Annotated in this window: 13 protein-coding genes; 6 read left to right on the forward strand and 7 right to left on the reverse strand. The window is 50.7% G+C overall.

Going from position 1 to position 15,888, the window contains the following annotated elements; translation table 11 throughout:
* Positions 1-51: 51 nt before the first annotated feature.
* Positions 52-1,953, forward strand: a complete 1,902-nt coding sequence (parE, locus tag ACN0R8_RS04275; protein ID WP_417595415.1) for a DNA topoisomerase IV subunit B — start codon at positions 52-54, stop codon at positions 1,951-1,953.
* A 150-nt stretch (positions 1,954-2,103) separates the two neighbouring features.
* Entirely contained in the window at positions 2,104-2,712 is a 609-nt protein-coding gene (locus tag ACN0R8_RS04280; protein WP_417595417.1) for a LysE family translocator, read from the forward strand.
* 13 nt (positions 2,713-2,725) lie between these two features.
* Here ACN0R8_RS04280 and ACN0R8_RS04285 read toward each other — a convergent pair whose 3' ends face one another.
* Positions 2,726-2,920 carry a hypothetical protein gene (locus ACN0R8_RS04285; protein WP_417595419.1) on the reverse strand — a complete coding sequence of 65 codons (195 nt, stop codon included), beginning with the start codon at positions 2,918-2,920 and terminating at the stop codon, positions 2,726-2,728.
* A gap of 125 nt (positions 2,921-3,045) precedes the next feature.
* Here ACN0R8_RS04285 and ACN0R8_RS04290 point away from each other — a divergent pair, with 125 nt between their 5' ends.
* On the forward strand, positions 3,046-3,648 hold the full coding sequence (locus tag ACN0R8_RS04290; protein ID WP_417595421.1) for a hypothetical protein: 603 nt from the start codon (positions 3,046-3,048) through the stop codon (positions 3,646-3,648).
* Between the two features lie 185 nt (positions 3,649-3,833).
* Here ACN0R8_RS04290 and ACN0R8_RS04295 read toward each other — a convergent pair whose 3' ends face one another.
* From ACN0R8_RS04295 to ACN0R8_RS04315, 5 genes are all read right to left on the reverse strand, one after another.
* The gene (locus tag ACN0R8_RS04295; RefSeq protein ID WP_417595423.1) at positions 3,834-4,712 is read right to left on the reverse strand and encodes an Rpn family recombination-promoting nuclease/putative transposase; all 879 of its coding nucleotides are present in this window, start codon (positions 4,710-4,712) and stop codon (positions 3,834-3,836) included.
* A gap of 141 nt (positions 4,713-4,853) precedes the next feature.
* On the reverse strand, positions 4,854-6,686 hold the full coding sequence (gene ilvD / locus ACN0R8_RS04300; RefSeq protein ID WP_417595425.1) for a dihydroxy-acid dehydratase: 1,833 nt from the start codon (positions 6,684-6,686) through the stop codon (positions 4,854-4,856).
* A gap of 388 nt (positions 6,687-7,074) precedes the next feature.
* The gene (gene argA, locus ACN0R8_RS04305) at positions 7,075-8,439 is read right to left on the reverse strand and encodes an amino-acid N-acetyltransferase (protein WP_417595427.1); all 1,365 of its coding nucleotides are present in this window, start codon (positions 8,437-8,439) and stop codon (positions 7,075-7,077) included.
* Between the two features lie 203 nt (positions 8,440-8,642).
* Positions 8,643-9,908, reverse strand: a complete 1,266-nt coding sequence (locus ACN0R8_RS04310; protein WP_417595429.1) for an inorganic phosphate transporter — start codon at positions 9,906-9,908, stop codon at positions 8,643-8,645.
* A 44-nt stretch (positions 9,909-9,952) separates the two neighbouring features.
* The gene (locus ACN0R8_RS04315; protein ID WP_417595431.1) at positions 9,953-10,627 is read right to left on the reverse strand and encodes a TIGR00153 family protein; all 675 of its coding nucleotides are present in this window, start codon (positions 10,625-10,627) and stop codon (positions 9,953-9,955) included.
* A 316-nt stretch (positions 10,628-10,943) separates the two neighbouring features.
* Between ACN0R8_RS04315 and ACN0R8_RS04320 the strand changes: the two genes are divergently transcribed.
* The gene (locus ACN0R8_RS04320) at positions 10,944-12,407 is read left to right on the forward strand and encodes an inorganic triphosphatase (RefSeq protein WP_417595433.1); all 1,464 of its coding nucleotides are present in this window, start codon (positions 10,944-10,946) and stop codon (positions 12,405-12,407) included.
* A 104-nt stretch (positions 12,408-12,511) separates the two neighbouring features.
* A complete protein-coding gene (locus ACN0R8_RS04325) occupies positions 12,512-13,504 on the forward strand; it encodes an ion transporter (RefSeq protein WP_417595435.1) in 993 nt (330 codons plus the stop codon).
* Between the two features lie 227 nt (positions 13,505-13,731).
* Here ACN0R8_RS04325 and ACN0R8_RS04330 read toward each other — a convergent pair whose 3' ends face one another.
* Positions 13,732-14,256, reverse strand: coding sequence for a DUF3087 family protein (locus ACN0R8_RS04330; RefSeq protein WP_417595437.1), 525 nt, complete (start codon positions 14,254-14,256; stop codon positions 13,732-13,734).
* A gap of 129 nt (positions 14,257-14,385) precedes the next feature.
* Between ACN0R8_RS04330 and ACN0R8_RS04335 the strand changes: the two genes are divergently transcribed.
* Positions 14,386-15,819, forward strand: coding sequence for a sigma-54 interaction domain-containing protein (locus ACN0R8_RS04335; RefSeq protein ID WP_417595439.1), 1,434 nt, complete (start codon positions 14,386-14,388; stop codon positions 15,817-15,819).
* Positions 15,820-15,888: the final 69 nt, after the last annotated feature.

Consider the following 15,888-nt stretch of genomic DNA (forward strand, 5'->3'; position numbering starts at 1 on the left):
ATCTCCAGCACAGCCGGTATCACAGAAGATAAAAGAGATTCAGGAACATCCATGAGTGCAGATAAACCGACACAAAGTTATAACGCCCAGGCCATTGAGGTATTAAGCGGGCTGGACCCGGTGAAAAAACGTCCGGGTATGTACACCGACACCACCCGCCCCAACCATCTGGCCCAGGAAGTAATTGATAACAGTGTCGATGAAGCACTCGGCGGCTTTGCTCAGAACATTCAGGTCTGCTTGTTTAAGGATGGCTCCCTGTCAGTGGAAGATGACGGCCGGGGCATGCCCACGGACATCCACCCGGAACACGGTGTATCCGGGGTTGAGCTGATCCTGACCCGCCTGCATGCCGGTGGTAAATTCTCTAATAACAATTATCAGTTCTCCGGTGGCCTGCACGGCGTCGGTGTCTCCGTCGTTAACGCACTGTCCACAAGGTTGGAAGTCTATGTAAAACGTGGCGGTGAGCAGTTAAAGGTTGCTTTTGCCCATGGCGACAAGATTGAAGATCTGGAGGTAATCGGTACCGTAGGTAAACGTAACACAGGCACCAAAGTTCACTTCTGGCCTGAAGTGAGCTATTTCGACAGCCCTAAGTTTTCCGTTACCAAACTCAAGCACAATCTAAGGGCAAAAGCGGTTCTTTGCCCCGGTCTGCATATCACCTTCTGGGATGAAAACACCGGCGAAACCACTGAATGGCAGTTTGCCGATGGTCTGACAGACTACCTCAAGCAAGCCTCTGTTGACTGGGAAACCTTGCCTGCATCACCTTTCACGGGCAGCTTCAGCGCATCGATAGAAGCCGTGGACTGGGCTTTACATTGGCTGCCGGAAGGTGGCGAGCTACTCACAGAAAGCTATGTAAACCTGATTCCTACGGCCCAGGGCGGCACCCATGTTAACGGCCTACGTGCTGGCTTACTGGATGCTCTACGGGAGTTTTGTGAGTTCCGCAACCTGATTCCCCGAGGTGTAAAACTGACCCCGGAAGACCTTTGGGAGCGTTGTAGTTACGTACTATCAGTCAAAATGCAGGACCCGCAATTTGCCGGTCAGACCAAAGAGCGCCTCTCCTCCCGTCAGACCGCCAGCTTTGTTTCCGGCGTGGTAAAAGATGCTTTCAGCCTCTGGCTGAACCAGCACACCGCCGAAGCAGAGGCCCTTGCAGAAATGGCCATCAGCATCGCCCAGAAGCGTCTGCGCGCCAGCAAAAAAGTGGCCCGGAAAAAAGTGACCCAGGGCCCTGCCCTGCCCGGAAAACTGGCGGACTGCTCAGGCCAGGACACCGCCCGTTCAGAGCTGTTTCTGGTGGAGGGGGACTCTGCAGGAGGTTCCGCCAAACAAGCCCGGGATCGTGAGTTTCAAGCGATTCTGCCGCTGCGGGGTAAGATTCTGAACACCTGGGAGGTCAGCTCTGATCAGATTCTGGCCTCGCAGGAAGTGCACGATATTGCCGTGGCATTGGGTATCGACCCGGCGAACCCGGATCTGTCCGGTCTGCGTTACGGCAAGATCTGTATTCTTGCCGATGCGGACTCCGATGGACTGCATATCGCAACCTTGCTCTGCGCGCTCTTTATCCGTCACTTCCCGGCTATGGTGGATAACGGCCATGTCTTTGTTGCCATGCCACCACTGTACCGTATTGATATCGGTAAAGAGGTGCACTATGCACTGGATGATGATGAGAAACAGGGCATTCTGGATCGGCTGGAAGCGGAAAACAAACGCGGTAAGGTAAACGTGCAACGCTTCAAAGGTCTGGGTGAAATGAATCCGTTGCAGTTACGGGAAACCACCATGGACCCGAACACCCGCCGCCTTGTCCAGCTAACCCGTGAAGAACACGACGGGACAAACGAGATGATGGATATGCTGCTGGCGAAGAAACGCTCCGGTGACCGTAAAGACTGGCTGCAAACAAAAGGGAATCTGGCAGAAGTTTAAGCCGCTGTAGGTCGGGCTTTAGCCCATCAACACTCTATACCCTCTATATTACTACCGTTGTCGCCCTAAAGGGCGACCTACATAAAATGGCTCCCAGGCTTTGCGTGATAGCCTTTTTTATTTCCAGCACCTGAAAAATACCGGAGCCCTATGAGCCTCTACCTGCTTTATCTGGCCACCATCTTTCTGATTATCGCCACTCCCGGCCCGTCAATTTTGCTGATCATGCAGCACTCAGCAAGTTATGGCGTAAAGCGCAGTTTTTATAACGCCTTAGGAGGAGTCAGCGCGGCCCTTATTCTCATCACCCTCTCTCTTGGTGGCGTGGCTTTTCTGGTACAGGGTATCTGGATTAACGTACTGTCGATTCTGGGTGCCTGCCTGTTGGTCTGGATCGGCTTTAAAAACTTCAAGCCGATAGTCTTGAGTGAAGAGGGCGATCACAAAGAGAGTAACAAAGAGCTCTTTAAAACGGCGTTCTATACCGGCATCAGTAACCCGAAAGACCTGATCTTTTTTGCCACCCTGCTACCGCAGTTTATCATCACCGACCTGCCCTACTGGCAGGCCTCGCTGTACCTCGCCTTCGGCTGGCTGGTGTTGGATGTCAGTATTATGATGAGTTATGCACTGGGCGCGCACCTGCTGGCGCAAAAACTCAGTATGGGCGCACTGAACAAAAACCGAGCCTTTAGCGGCGTATTACTGATCCTAATCGGCGGGGCGCTGCTATCAAGCAACGCATATCAGTTGGTGTGAGGTTTAGTAGGTGCTAAAGGCTACCCCGAAGTTCATCGAGATGTTCTTTAGCCGTCAAAGATTTATAGCTGCCGGACTCAATATCCTGAATCACCTGCAAGTATGCAGAGTCAAGCTTATCAGGCGTCACTGAACTGAAAGCCCCTTGCTTCTGACCGTAAGCCCTTTTGAAATACTTGAAACGCTGAGACCAACGAACGTCTGTCATAACAGACCTATTTTGTTTGAGATGGTGTTGGGTGGAGTTTATCAGATTTGGCAAAGCGTACGTGAGTTGCAAGGACTGGAGCAATATAGTTTGATTGCAGCGATTTTCAGAAAACAGGGAAGGTTATGGGCTGTTCAAAATTGGTAGCAGTAGGTTTTGTTATCTCAATTATTCTTGGTGCAGTGATTGGCAGTTCCGCTGGGGCTAGCTTTGACCTGAATACGTTATTCAGCGCTGCGGGTGCTTTCGGCGGCCTTGGAGCATTTGTTATTGCAATTTATGCGTACAAATTTGCCAGAAAGGAAACCCATAGATGGGCTGAGCGAGAAATTTATAGTTTGATTGATGAAACGATTACCGCCGCATATCAATTAGTAAAGTTAGAGCATTCTCTCCGGGACTTTTTTACCGAACCACTGAGCTCGACACCAAAATTAATTAATGCCGACGAGCTTGCAACCCCTTATATCCTTAAAGCAAAAATTCGCTACATCAAGGGCGTTTATTCATTCGTAAACAAGTCCCCCGAGCTAAAATCGGTCGAGCAAATGGTCAAAGATGTTGTAGATGATTACGAAATAGCGATTCAAGCTTATTACAACTGTATTGAACGACCTATCGCAAAAAACACTGAGCAACACTACCTAGAGGGTCATAATGCTTATTTTCGCATTGAGAATAAGTTCTATGATATTGCTGAAGCAATTGAGTCTTTATACCCAAATTAAAAACAGCCCATCATAAAAAACCCGCTGTGATCACTCACAGCGGGTTTCCAGTCTCTGAACCTCAGCTAAAAATCAATCCAACTGAGACAGATCCCGTACAGCACCTTTGTCGGCGGAGGTGGCGAGTAAAGCATAGGCTTTCAGTGCTGCTGAGCAGCAGCGTGTTTTAGTTGATACTTGGTTTACTACTCAAACAACTGATCCAGACTATCAGCGGTCAGAACCTGTGCAACCCATTGATCAAGCTGCTCTTTTTCAGCGGCATTCAGCCGAGCCTCAACCCAGTCCGGCTGGTCGCCAAACTTTATCTTAATCAGTTTAAATAGTGTTTGAGCTTCACCACGAATCTCTGCCTCTCGCAAAAGAGCCACTTCATCACGCTGAGCCCGCTCCCGCACAAATGCCAGCCGCCGGGCTTCCTCATCTGCACTTAAATTATGGATATAACCGCGAACGTCTTTTACTGCGTCATGCTTGATGGTCGCCATACGCGCTTCCTCCTGCCAGTGTTCAAACAAGGTGATCCAGTCTTTTAAATTCTGGTCACCCAAACCCAAACGATCGGCTTTTTTCATTTCGATCAGGTTGAGTTGAAGAGTATCACCCAGCTTAACCTCTGGCTGCAATCCATCCCGCATCTCAAAGCGCCACAACGCCTGTTCTCGTTGTTCAGACGATGCCATAAACAGATCAAAATCCAGCAGATGAATACCGATCACTGTGTTCAGATCAGCATAATCCTCACCAGAGGCCAATTGATCTGTCAGCATTCTAGCCAAATAGAATGCACTGCGCTTACCCCAGTCATTATAGCGGCGAACCTGCATCTCAATATTGTAGCGGTTACCGCGAACATCCTGTGCCAGCACATCCAGCACAATACTTTTACCGGACAGCTCTTCGGGGGTAATAGCAGGGTTGAGAATTTCAACCTCAGCAATAGCAGGGAGGTCCGGGCGGATATCATTTATCAGATGCACTAACGCACTGGGATGTTCGGTAAAAACCCGTTTGAAAACATAATCGTTTTTCGGATCCAGCAGGGTAAAGCTTTTCTCTGTCATAGTGCGCTCCATCGCAGATTCTAAGGCAACGGAATGCAGTATAGGGCCGCTTTCCGTTGGGGTTCGCTTCGCTCATCCCAACCTACGCATGGCTAAACCCTTGCGTCCTGTAGGCTGAGCTCGGCGAACCTCAGCTAAAAATCAATCCAGCTGAGACAGATCCCGTACAGCGCCTTTGTCGGCGGAGGTTGCCAACAGGGCGTAGGCTTTCAGCGCGGCGGACACCTTACGTGGACGCTCTTCAGCCGGTTTCCAGCCCAGTTTGTCCTGTTCGGCGCGGCGTTTTGCCAGCTCTTCATCGGATACCAGCACGTCGATGGTGCGGTTCGGGATGTCGATGCGGATCATATCGCCATTGCGTACCAGACCGATAGCACCGCCAGCGGCTGCTTCCGGTGAACAGTGGCCGATAGACAGACCAGAGGTACCACCGGAGAAGCGACCATCGGTCAGCAGAGCACAGGCTTTACCCAGACCTTTCGATTTAATGTACGACGTTGGGTACAGCATCTCCTGCATACCCGGGCCGCCTTTAGGGCCTTCGTAACGAACAATAACCACTTCTCCCGCAACGACTTTGTCATCCAGGATATTGGCTACGGCTTCGTCCTGAGATTCTGTCACATGGGCCGGGCCTTCAAACACTAGAATAGATTCATCCACACCGGCGGATTTCACCACACAGCCATCCTGTGCGATGTTACCGTAAAGTACTGCCAGGCCACCCTCCAGCGAGAAAGCGTTTTCCAGCGAGCGGATACAGCCGCTTTCGCGGTCGCCATCCAGTGTTGGCCAGCGGGTCGCCTGACTGAAGGCGGTTTGGGTCGGGATACCGGCAGGGCCTGCTTTGTAGAGTTCAACCACCTCTTCCGATGGGTTACGCATAATATCCCACTGATCCAGCGCGTCTTTCATGGAGTCGCTATGAACTGTTGGTGTGTCGGTGTGCAGCTTACCGGCACGATCCAGCTCACCCAGAATACCCATGATGCCACCGGCGCGGTGAACGTCTTCGATATGGTATTTTTGGGTATTAGGCGCGACTTTACACAGCTGTGGGATCTCCCGGGATAAACGATCAATATCCTTCATGGTGAAGTCGATTTCCGCTTCCTGAGCGATGGCCAGCAGGTGCAAAATGGTGTTGGTGGAACCACCCATAGCGATGTCCAGTGCGATAGCGTTTTCAAACGCTTTAAAGCCTACGGAGCGAGGCAGAACACGCTCGTTGTCTTGCTCGTAGTATTCGCGGGCCATTTCAACGATGCGGTGACCGGCGCGCTGGAACAGCTTTTCACGGTCGGCATGGGTTGCCAGTACCGTTCCGTTACCCGGCAGCGCCAGACCCAGGGCTTCTGCAAGGCAGTTCATAGAGTTGGCAGTAAACATACCAGAGCAGGAACCACAGGTAGGGCAGGCGGAACGCTCAACGGCATCAACCATCTCATCAGTGGCGGTCGGATCGGCAGCCAGTACCATGGCATCAACCAGATCCAGCTTATGTTCAGCCAGCTTGGTTTTACCGGCTTCCATTGGGCCGCCGGAGACAAAGATCACCGGAATATTGAGGCGCATAGCCGCCATCAGCATCCCCGGAGTGATTTTGTCGCAGTTCGAGATACAAACCATGGCATCAGCACAGTGGGCATTTACCATATACTCCACAGAGTCAGCGATGATGTCCCGGGATGGCAGAGAGTAAAGCATGCCATCGTGACCCATGGCGATACCATCATCAATGGCGATGGTATTGAACTCTTTAGCAACACCACCCGCTTGCTCAATCTGGCGGGCAACCAGCTGGCCCATATCTTTCAGGTGTACGTGGCCCGGTACAAACTGGGTAAAGGAGTTCACAACCGCAATAATCGGCTTTTGAAAGTCATCATCTTTCATACCGGTTGCGCGCCATAGGGCACGGGCGCCAGCCATATTACGGCCTGCGGTGGAGGTCTTGGAACGATACACGGGCATGGGTAGTCCTCAGCAGCTTGGTGCGGGTAAAAGCCTTGTCAGAACAGGGGGTTTACCCTTCTTTATAGGTTAACTCTTGCAAGCCACTTTTTTACCATTGTGACGCCGGTATGGCTAGGCATAGAGCATGGAAAAACGGACTTAAAACAGAAATTTTCACTACAAAGCCTGTTCTATACCGGTAATAACAGACTATTTATATTGGATTTTACTGGCAGGGCCTTGTTTTTCAGAACACAGTGCGGGTGAATTGATCGGCTTTCCTGATAGCGCTTATCAGGCAGCGGGCCTGATCGGATGATACAGCCCCTTGCTTAGAGTCTCATAGCAAGCAAGGCGGCAGACCTCCTTGAAGTTCAGAAAACCCTGCCTTTCCCCGCAGCCTCAATTAAAGCGCCTTCACAAACACTTTTGAATTACGCTGCCAGTTGTACAGCTCCTGACGGGCCCGAGGTAAGGCATCAACGTCAGCGGGCTCAAAGCCTCGCTCCCGGAACCAATGAGCAGTGTGGGTCGTTAGAACAAACAGGCGATTTAAACCGATACGATTGGCGCGCTTCTCAATATGCTGCAATATCAGATCACCGCGATGCCCGCCCTGATACTGCCGGTGAACCGCGACACAAGCCAGTTCACCGATACCCTCCTCTCCGAAAGGATACAAGGCAGCGCAGCCGATCATCATGCCATCCAGCTCCACCACGGTGAACAGATCAATCTCATTTTCTAGGCGCTCCCGTGAACGCCGTACCAGTACTCCCTGCTCTTCCAGAGGCCGGATCAGTTCCAGAATACCGCCAACATCTTCAATGGTGGCATCCCGTACCTGCTCATACAGCTCCTGGGTGATCATGGTGCCACCGCCATTACGAGTGAACAGCTCCTCGATCAGAGCACCATCCTGCTGATAGCTGATCAGATGGGCTCGATTAACACCAAAACGACTGGTCTGCCATGCCGCATGCAAGGCGGCATATTCTGGGGCTGTTTCATTAAGCATTTCCAGCCGACGCCCGGCTTCGCGGGGTGGCATAACACGGATCACGTGTCCGCTTTCATCCAGCAAGCCCTGGGCTTCGCTGAAGACCACCAGTTTATCGGCTTTCAGCTCGATAGCCGCACGGGTGGCCACCTCCTCGACACTCAGCGAGAACACCTCTCCGGTAGGCGAAAAACCTAGCGGGGGTAGCAAGACAATAGCCCGGTCATCCAGCTGACGATTAATCGCGTCGCAATCCACCTTGCGTACCTGTCCGGTATGGCCAAAATCTTTGCCATCGATCACACCAACGGGGCGCGCCGTTATCATATTGCCTGTCGCGACACGAAGTGAAGCGCCATGCATCGGGGAGTTTGGCAGCCCCATGGATAAACGGGACTGAATATCGATACCCGCTGAGCCTGCCGCATCCTTGACCGCTTCCAGCACCTCATTAGTGATCACCGGACGAGCACCGGCATACTCCAGCGACAAACCTCGTCGCTCCAGCCGCTCCATAATCTGAGGACGGGCACCATAAGCCAGCACCAGACGTACACCCAGGCTATTCAGCAGGGCTAGATCGTTAATGATATTGGCAAAGTTAGGGTGCTGAATCCCCTGTCCATCCAGCAGAACAACAAAGGTTCTGCCCCGGTGGGCATTGATATAGGGCGAAGAGTTGCGAAAACTGCGCACATAGTCACTAGTGACCTGAAAACAGTCACTGGTGGATTTCAGGCAGTCATTTGTCGGTTGAGCAGTTGAGTCCAAGGTCGCTAATCCCAGCAGATCAGAAAGGTAGGGTGTGCTCTGGCTGATAACCGCAAACCAGAGTCATACGATACAAGCGATTGTAGTCGGGCAGCGCGTCAGAGAAAAGGGATGAAGCTTAAACGACTTAAATCACGGATCACAGAAACAACAATGGCCGCAAAAAGCGGCCATTGTGAGCGAAAGTTGCCTGAAATCTCTGCTTAACTGAAAATCCCTTTCAGCATAAAGAAGAAGAAGATAGACAATGCGGCACCCGCAGGTAGTGTAATAATCCAGGACATAAAGATCGTTTTAACGATATTCATATTCAAAGCAGCCATACCACGGGCCAGACCGACACCCAGAACAGCACCAACCAGAGTATGTGTTGTGGAGATCGGCAGCCCGGTCCCTGAGGCGATAACAACCGTCGCTGCAGCCGCCAGCGTTGCAGCAAAGCCTCGACTTGGCGTCAGTTCCGTAATATTAGTGCCCACCGTTGCGATAACTTTATGGCCATACATAATCAGGCCAGCGACAATACCGCCACCGCCCAGCAGCAAAATCCATGCAGGCATAACCGATTTACCAGCGACAATACCACCGCTTTCAACAACGGCAACAACCGCTGCCAGCGGACCAACGGCATTTGCCACATCGTTGGATCCGTGCGCAAACGCCATGGCGCAGGCGGTAAACATCATCAGAACGCCAAATACTTTTTCGACACTGGAGAAGTGAAACTCTTTATCTGCCTTCTCGTCGCGCTTAACCGACTTCAGCATCCAGACACCGATTAGCAGCACACCAATACCCACAGCGACCGACCAGAGAGTCGCTTCAGGAAAGCTCAGGTGCAGGCCCACATGCTTGAGCCCTTTCAGCAGCGTCACCATCGCGATGATAAAGCCCACCAGAAACATATAGAAAGGGACATAACGTTTTGCATTTGCAAAAGGGTCATCTTTTTCAAGAATCAGCCCCTGAACACTACGGAACAATGCAAAGGCGATCGTACCGGCCAGTAAGGGAGAAACAACCCAGCTGGCTGCAATCTTACCGACTTTGCCCCAGCTAACGGCATCCATAGAGATACCTACCGCAGCAAAACCGACAATCGCCCCGACAATGGAGTGCGTGGTGGAAACCGGCCAACCAAAATGAGTGGCCACCAGCAACCAGATACCGGCCGCCAACAGAGAGGCCAACATACCGTACACCAGCAGTTCCGGTGTCCCGGAGAGCAAACCAGGATCGATAATGCCTTTACGGATCGTTGCTGTCACTTCACCACCGGCAAGATAAGCACCGGCAAATTCAAACAGAATCGCAATCACAATCGCCTGCTTAATCGTAATTGCTTTAGAGCCAACAGAAGTACCCATGGCATTCGCCACATCGTTGGCACCTACGCCCCAAGCCATAAAAAAACCAAAGACACAGGCCAGGATAATAAAGACATCAGTGTACTGAGCTAGAATCGACATAAAATAACCATTGGTTGTCTGATATTAAGTGGTTACAACAGGCATTATTTCGCCAGCAAAATCTGTAAACGGCTGCCCACACGCTCAGCCCGATCAGATACATCACCAATCCAATCGATGATCTTATACATAAAGATCACATCAACCGGTGGTAAATCGGTTTCGAGGCTGAACAGCTGAGCACGAAGAGTAACCTGTAGTTTGTCAGCTTCGTGTTCGCAAACATCAATCTTGTGGATCATCTTTTTCACCACTTCAGATTCATGACGACCAAAACCGGTTTCAATTAACTCATCAATCTCATGCAGCGCACGACTGGCATACTCTGCGGCTTTAACCGCTTTTTCGACATAGGTCATCATGGCTTCAGCTAATGAGACAGGAATCCGCATACGGCGACCCAGCATGATACCGGCGATGTCTTTTGTCTTATTGGCGATTTTGTCCTGAACCGTCAGCAGTTCCAGCAGATCGGAACGAGGCACAGGCATAAAAAGACTCTCCGGCATATTCATGCGGATCGCTGTTTTCATATCATCAGCTTCGTTCTCCAGGACAGCGATCCTTTGCTGCAGTTTTTCAGCGTGTTCCCAATCTTCTGCTAATACCGCCTGAAAAAATGGAATCAACTGTTCAGCACAGTTGAAGGACTTGGACATATGGTCCTGCATCGGACCAAAGGGGGAGCGCCCAAAGAGCTTGGAGAATGGATTACTCATGTGGGTATCTGCCTTGGAGTATGAATTTGCGCGAAAGTATAAGAGCTGTTTTTCGCCGTGTCATAAAAAAATCTCAGTTTTGTCACCTTTATTTGACTTAACTGTCATGATTTCTTGGTAGGAGCAATTTATATGTCAGTTATATTACAGCTTTATGACACAGAGACCGGCGTTAGTCTTTTTATGCAAACAGGTAAGGCTAAAAGCTCCTGCGGGGCTGGTATACTCATTCAATGCGCCATATCCTGAGCAGAAACTAGGTATCTCACATCTCTGATAAGAGAAGCATCATTAAATCATTCGTCACGAGGAAGCTATGGCCAAGGAAATTGAACTGAAACTGGCGATCCCTATGCCGGCCGGAATCTTGCTTCGCGAGCACGCCGCTCTTGGTCAGGCCGTAAGCTTTGACAGCAAGCTTCTGCAAAATATTTACTACGACACCAAAGACCTGCTGCTGAATCAGGCCCGGGTTGCATTACGTATTCGTAAAGCCGGTGATCGCTTTATCCAAACGTTAAAGACCAGCGGCAGCGGCAGCGGAGGGCTTCACGAGCGGGGCGAGTGGGAATGGGAGCTGAGTAAACCTGAGCTGGATCTCAGCCTGATCGACGATACGCTTCTCCCGGACACACTGAACCTGGCAGAGCTGAAAACAACGCTGGAGCCCGCATTTGAAACCAACTTTACCCGCCAACGCTGGCTGCTGGATGTCCGGCATGAACATCTGAAAGCAGAGATAGAGCTGGTACACGATCAGGGGAACGTGGTTGCGCAGGGCCAGAAAGACCCCATTAGTGAAATCGAGCTAGAGCTTAAGTCCGGCGATACAGACCTGCTGTTTAAAGTTGCCCACGATCTTTCAGACACGGTTCCTCTCCTGGTAAGCAATATCAGTAAGGGACAACGGGGCTTCCGGCTTTTTGCGCCTAAAAAAGCCGGACTTATACCTGCCCGGGTCCCGGCATTTGATCATCTGCACGGCCTGATTCGCGCCGCTCAAAACGAGCTGGACCACTTTATTGCTGCCCGGGATCAACTGGCATTCAACCGTAGCTGGGCTCTGCTGGAAAAACTGTATAACAGTCTGCGCCAGTTGCGCTGGTGCCTTTTACACCTGAGTCGCCTGACGGATATCCCTGAAGCCCTCAGTTTGCCTACAGCCCTGCGCTATAAATTACGCATGTTCAGCTATGCTCTGGAACACTTGGTCACGCTATACCAGCAGAAAGTAAGCTGGGAACGTTTGGAAAGCTGCCCCACGGCACTGCGTAACTGTGCTGATTTCGCCGTGCTGAATGAGCAGTATCAACGACTGATGGCTGCCCCCTGGGTTGGTCAGACACTATTGGAGGTAATGCAATGGCTTTATCTGATGAACCGCGAAATGCCGGAACGCCAAATAATCGACGGTGAATCCGTATTTCAGTCATTGTTAAGCCGAGTACACCTTCCCCGCTACCCCACCGACAAGGTACTCTGGTTGCGTCAGCTGGCTCCTCTTCTTCATTTGACCCGCTGGATTCACTATCAGTATCCTGACCCGGCACTGGGAATTCAGAAGCTGCAGCAGCAAGCTACAACGATACAGACCTGTATTTTACGGCTTAGCGGACTGATGTCGGAAGAGGTCACTCTGATAGGACTGCAACAGCAAGAACAGCTCAAAGAATATGAGTCTCTGCTGAAGCGTAACCAGGATGATCAGTATGAGCAGGTGCTGGAGTTGGGCCGTTATGAACTCAGCTTCAATAGTCTGCAACAAAACCTGCAGAGCTGAAGTTCAATGCAGGAAGTGACATCACTCAAGAATACCCGACACAACGTCAGACGGGAGCGATCTCCTGCTGACGTTCAAAACTGATGATGCAGAAACCATTGTAAATGAATACGGATAGTAACAACGCCCGCAATACAGGCAGTGGCGACAGCGACATGCCGGAAACCCTGAGACAGAAGATCTATCACGTTATCTTCGAAGCCAGCACACCGATGGCAAAAGGGTTCGATCTGTCTCTTATTGTACTGATTCTGCTTAGTGTCGCGCTGGTGATGCTGGACAGCGTGCAGGCAATACATGAGCAGTGGCATCGTGAGCTCTATATTATCGAATGGTGCTTGACCATTATCTTTACCATTGAGTATCTACTGCGGCTTTACAGTATTGGCAAACCGCTGAAGTATGCCACCAGTTTTTTTGGGCTAGTGGATCTGCTTTGCATTATTCCTACTTACCTCAGTTTATTTATCGTCGGTGCTGAAGTGTTTCTGGTGGTTCGCCTGCTGCGGGTCTTGCGGGTATTCCGCATATTGCGACTACTGCATTACGTAGGAGAGGCCACAGCATTGGCAAAAGCGATGCAGGCCAGTCGTCGCAAAATCACCGTATTTATTCTCACCGTACTGACAATGGTTACTGTTTTTGGCTCGCTGATGTATCTGGTGGAAGGGCCGGAAGGAGGCTATACCAGTATCCCCCGCAGCATCTATTGGGCCATTGTCACCCTTACCACTGTGGGCTATGGCGATATCACACCACAAACAGACTTTGGCCAGTTTCTCTCTTCCATCGTAATGATCATGGGTTATGCCGTAATCGCCGTACCTACAGGTATCGTTACCGTGGAGCTGTCCAATACCATGAGGCGCCACATGCACCTGGTTTGTCATGGCTGTGGCGAAGAGGGGCATGATGCCGATGCGGATTACTGCAAACTCTGCGGAACAGAGCTTAGCCGTAGGGATGGCCGTAGCCGTCACCTGAAACCGATGCCTCTACCGGACCGGCAGAATTCGTCGCCGGATGAGAAAAGCAGTGAAAACAATCCAGACGATGATCCTAAAGATGAGCCGCCCACCTCTCAGAAGCCCGTTTAAACAAAACGCAAAAAGGCCAGCACAAGCTGACCTTTTTGAGTTTACGGCAAGGTGAAGTCAAAGGCGTTCGGTAATCTTTCGGGAAAACACCTTAAAATCCGTAAGCTCTTCGGAGATACGATTCAAACAGCGCCGAATAGTCGCCAGTTTATGCAGAACCACATCATTCAATTTTTCAGTCCCCGGATAAAATCCTGCACAGACCCGGCTCCAGTAAAAATACCGTTTTAATCCGAATACCGTTTGGCGACGTCTTCGATAAATTCCGGCTGAAGATCTATTAACGCTTCGTCTTTAAGGGGCTCAGACAAACCTTCAATAAAAACGTCCCGCTCTTTAACCAGCTCAGAGTGACCGTATTCATTGCTTTCCAGATAATAGACCTGCATCAGACCTTCATAGTAAAAGCGTAAAATACGCTGAGCATCGTTATCATCCGCTGCAACACCCTTTTTCAGCTTATGCATGCGGTTAGTTGTTCGTGCCAGTATACGCTTCAGACGGAAAACATAGAGCAGATCCGTCAGTCGGGAGTCATTCTTATAAAATGAAAACAGCAATCCGGAGATCAAAACTCCTATGATGACGCCGGAAAGATTCAGATAAAAATTACCACCCTCAGGGTTCCCCCACATAACGACCATAAACTGACCACTGAGCATCGCGGTAACCGCAAAACAAACCATCAGTACAACACTGACTTTTCGACTCAGCTTTAAATAATGCTGCTTATCAACTTCTTGTATCTGCATGTTTCCCTCTGAAACCCGTAAATAGCCACCTCGTGTTCTGCCATGCTATTTTAGCCCTAATTTGTAGCCGTACCCAGCAAAGGTTTCTCAGGCTGATAAACATCAACGCTTTAAAGAGTATCGATATTGATGACCCCGGAAAATCTGATGCACCTGCTTTCCAACGACCAGGCATCTCATATCCTGCTGGAACAGCTGACAAATGCCTGTCAGGGATCTTTAGTGATTGACCGGGGGTGTCGAATCGTCTGGATCAGCGAAGCCTACAGAAAGCTTCTGGCATTACCAGAGACATTCGATGCCACCGGTTTACCTGTAGAGCAACTGCTACCAACCTCTCAAATGCCCAGAGTCGTCCAAACCGGAAAACCTATGTTTGTTGACCTGATGGAAATCAACAATCATTGGTGCGTAGTAAATCGTCTGCCACTGCGTAACGAATCCGGTGACGTTGTCGGTGCTCTGGGTCTTATTTTCCATAATGACCTGGATGAACTTCAGCCCCTGTTTGATAAGTTTGCACGACTCCGTCGCCGCTTTGAACAGGAAAACCTGCTTCGTACCAGTCGATATCAGTTAGACGACATTATCGGCCTGTCACCTCAGATAACTCAGATGAAGCGTCAGGCGCAACGCGCTGCTCAGCTGGATGCCACATTACTGCTGTTAGGCGAAACAGGAACCGGTAAAGAGTTGCTGGCACAGGGAATTCATCAGGCATCGCCCAGGAGTAATGCTCCTTTTGTTGGTATTAATATGGCCGCACTACCGGAACCATTAGCTGAAGCAGAGTTATTCGGCACCGCAGCAGGCGCATACACGGGTGCAGACAGAAAAAGCCGTATTGGCAAGATTCAGCTGGCCGATGGGGGTACTCTATTTCTCGACGAAATCGCCGAAATGCCGCTGGCAATGCAGGCAAAGCTGCTTAGGGTGCTCCAGGAGCGGGAAGTGGAAGCGCTGGGCTCTAACCGGCTGATCAGTGTTGATGTGCGCATCATCGCCGCCACCTCAAAAAATCTGGCAGAACTGGTAGAGCATGGACTATTCCGCGCCGATCTTTACTACCGACTTCACGTTCTGCCAATCCACCTGCCGCCCCTACGTGCGCGCCAGGGAGATATCGCCTTGCTGGCGGAGCATCTGCTACAGACAATTCAGCGCCAAACCCATCTGCCAGAGCTTAAACTTTCCGCGACAGCGTTGGATTGGCTGAATGGTTACCACTGGCCGGGCAATGTCCGTGAATTACGTAACCGTCTTGAGCGAGCTTGCGTCATGGCGGAAGGAGAACAGATCAGCCCCATGGATTTAGGTTCAGAGGATCCGATCTCAACCCTGAACAAACTGAGCCCTGCATCAGCTCAGCCTGATAGAGCACCTGTATCGGAAACAGAAACCGTCTCATCTTCTGACCTGAAGACCCTGCGACAACGCCATGAGTGCCAGCTTTTGGAAGAAGCCCTGCATCAGCACCAGGGCAATCGTACCGCAGCCGCAAAGAGCCTTGGTATCTCCAGGGCAACTTTCTACAATCGTATCCGGCACTGCAAAGCTGACTAGAAATGTCTAAAAAAATACAGCGTATAAATATTTAGACAAAAAACATAAAACTTAGACGATACGTATCTC

Source organism: Oceanospirillum sp. (assembly GCF_048265165.1).
Taxonomy (GTDB): Bacteria; Pseudomonadota; Gammaproteobacteria; order Pseudomonadales; family Halomonadaceae; genus Oceanospirillum.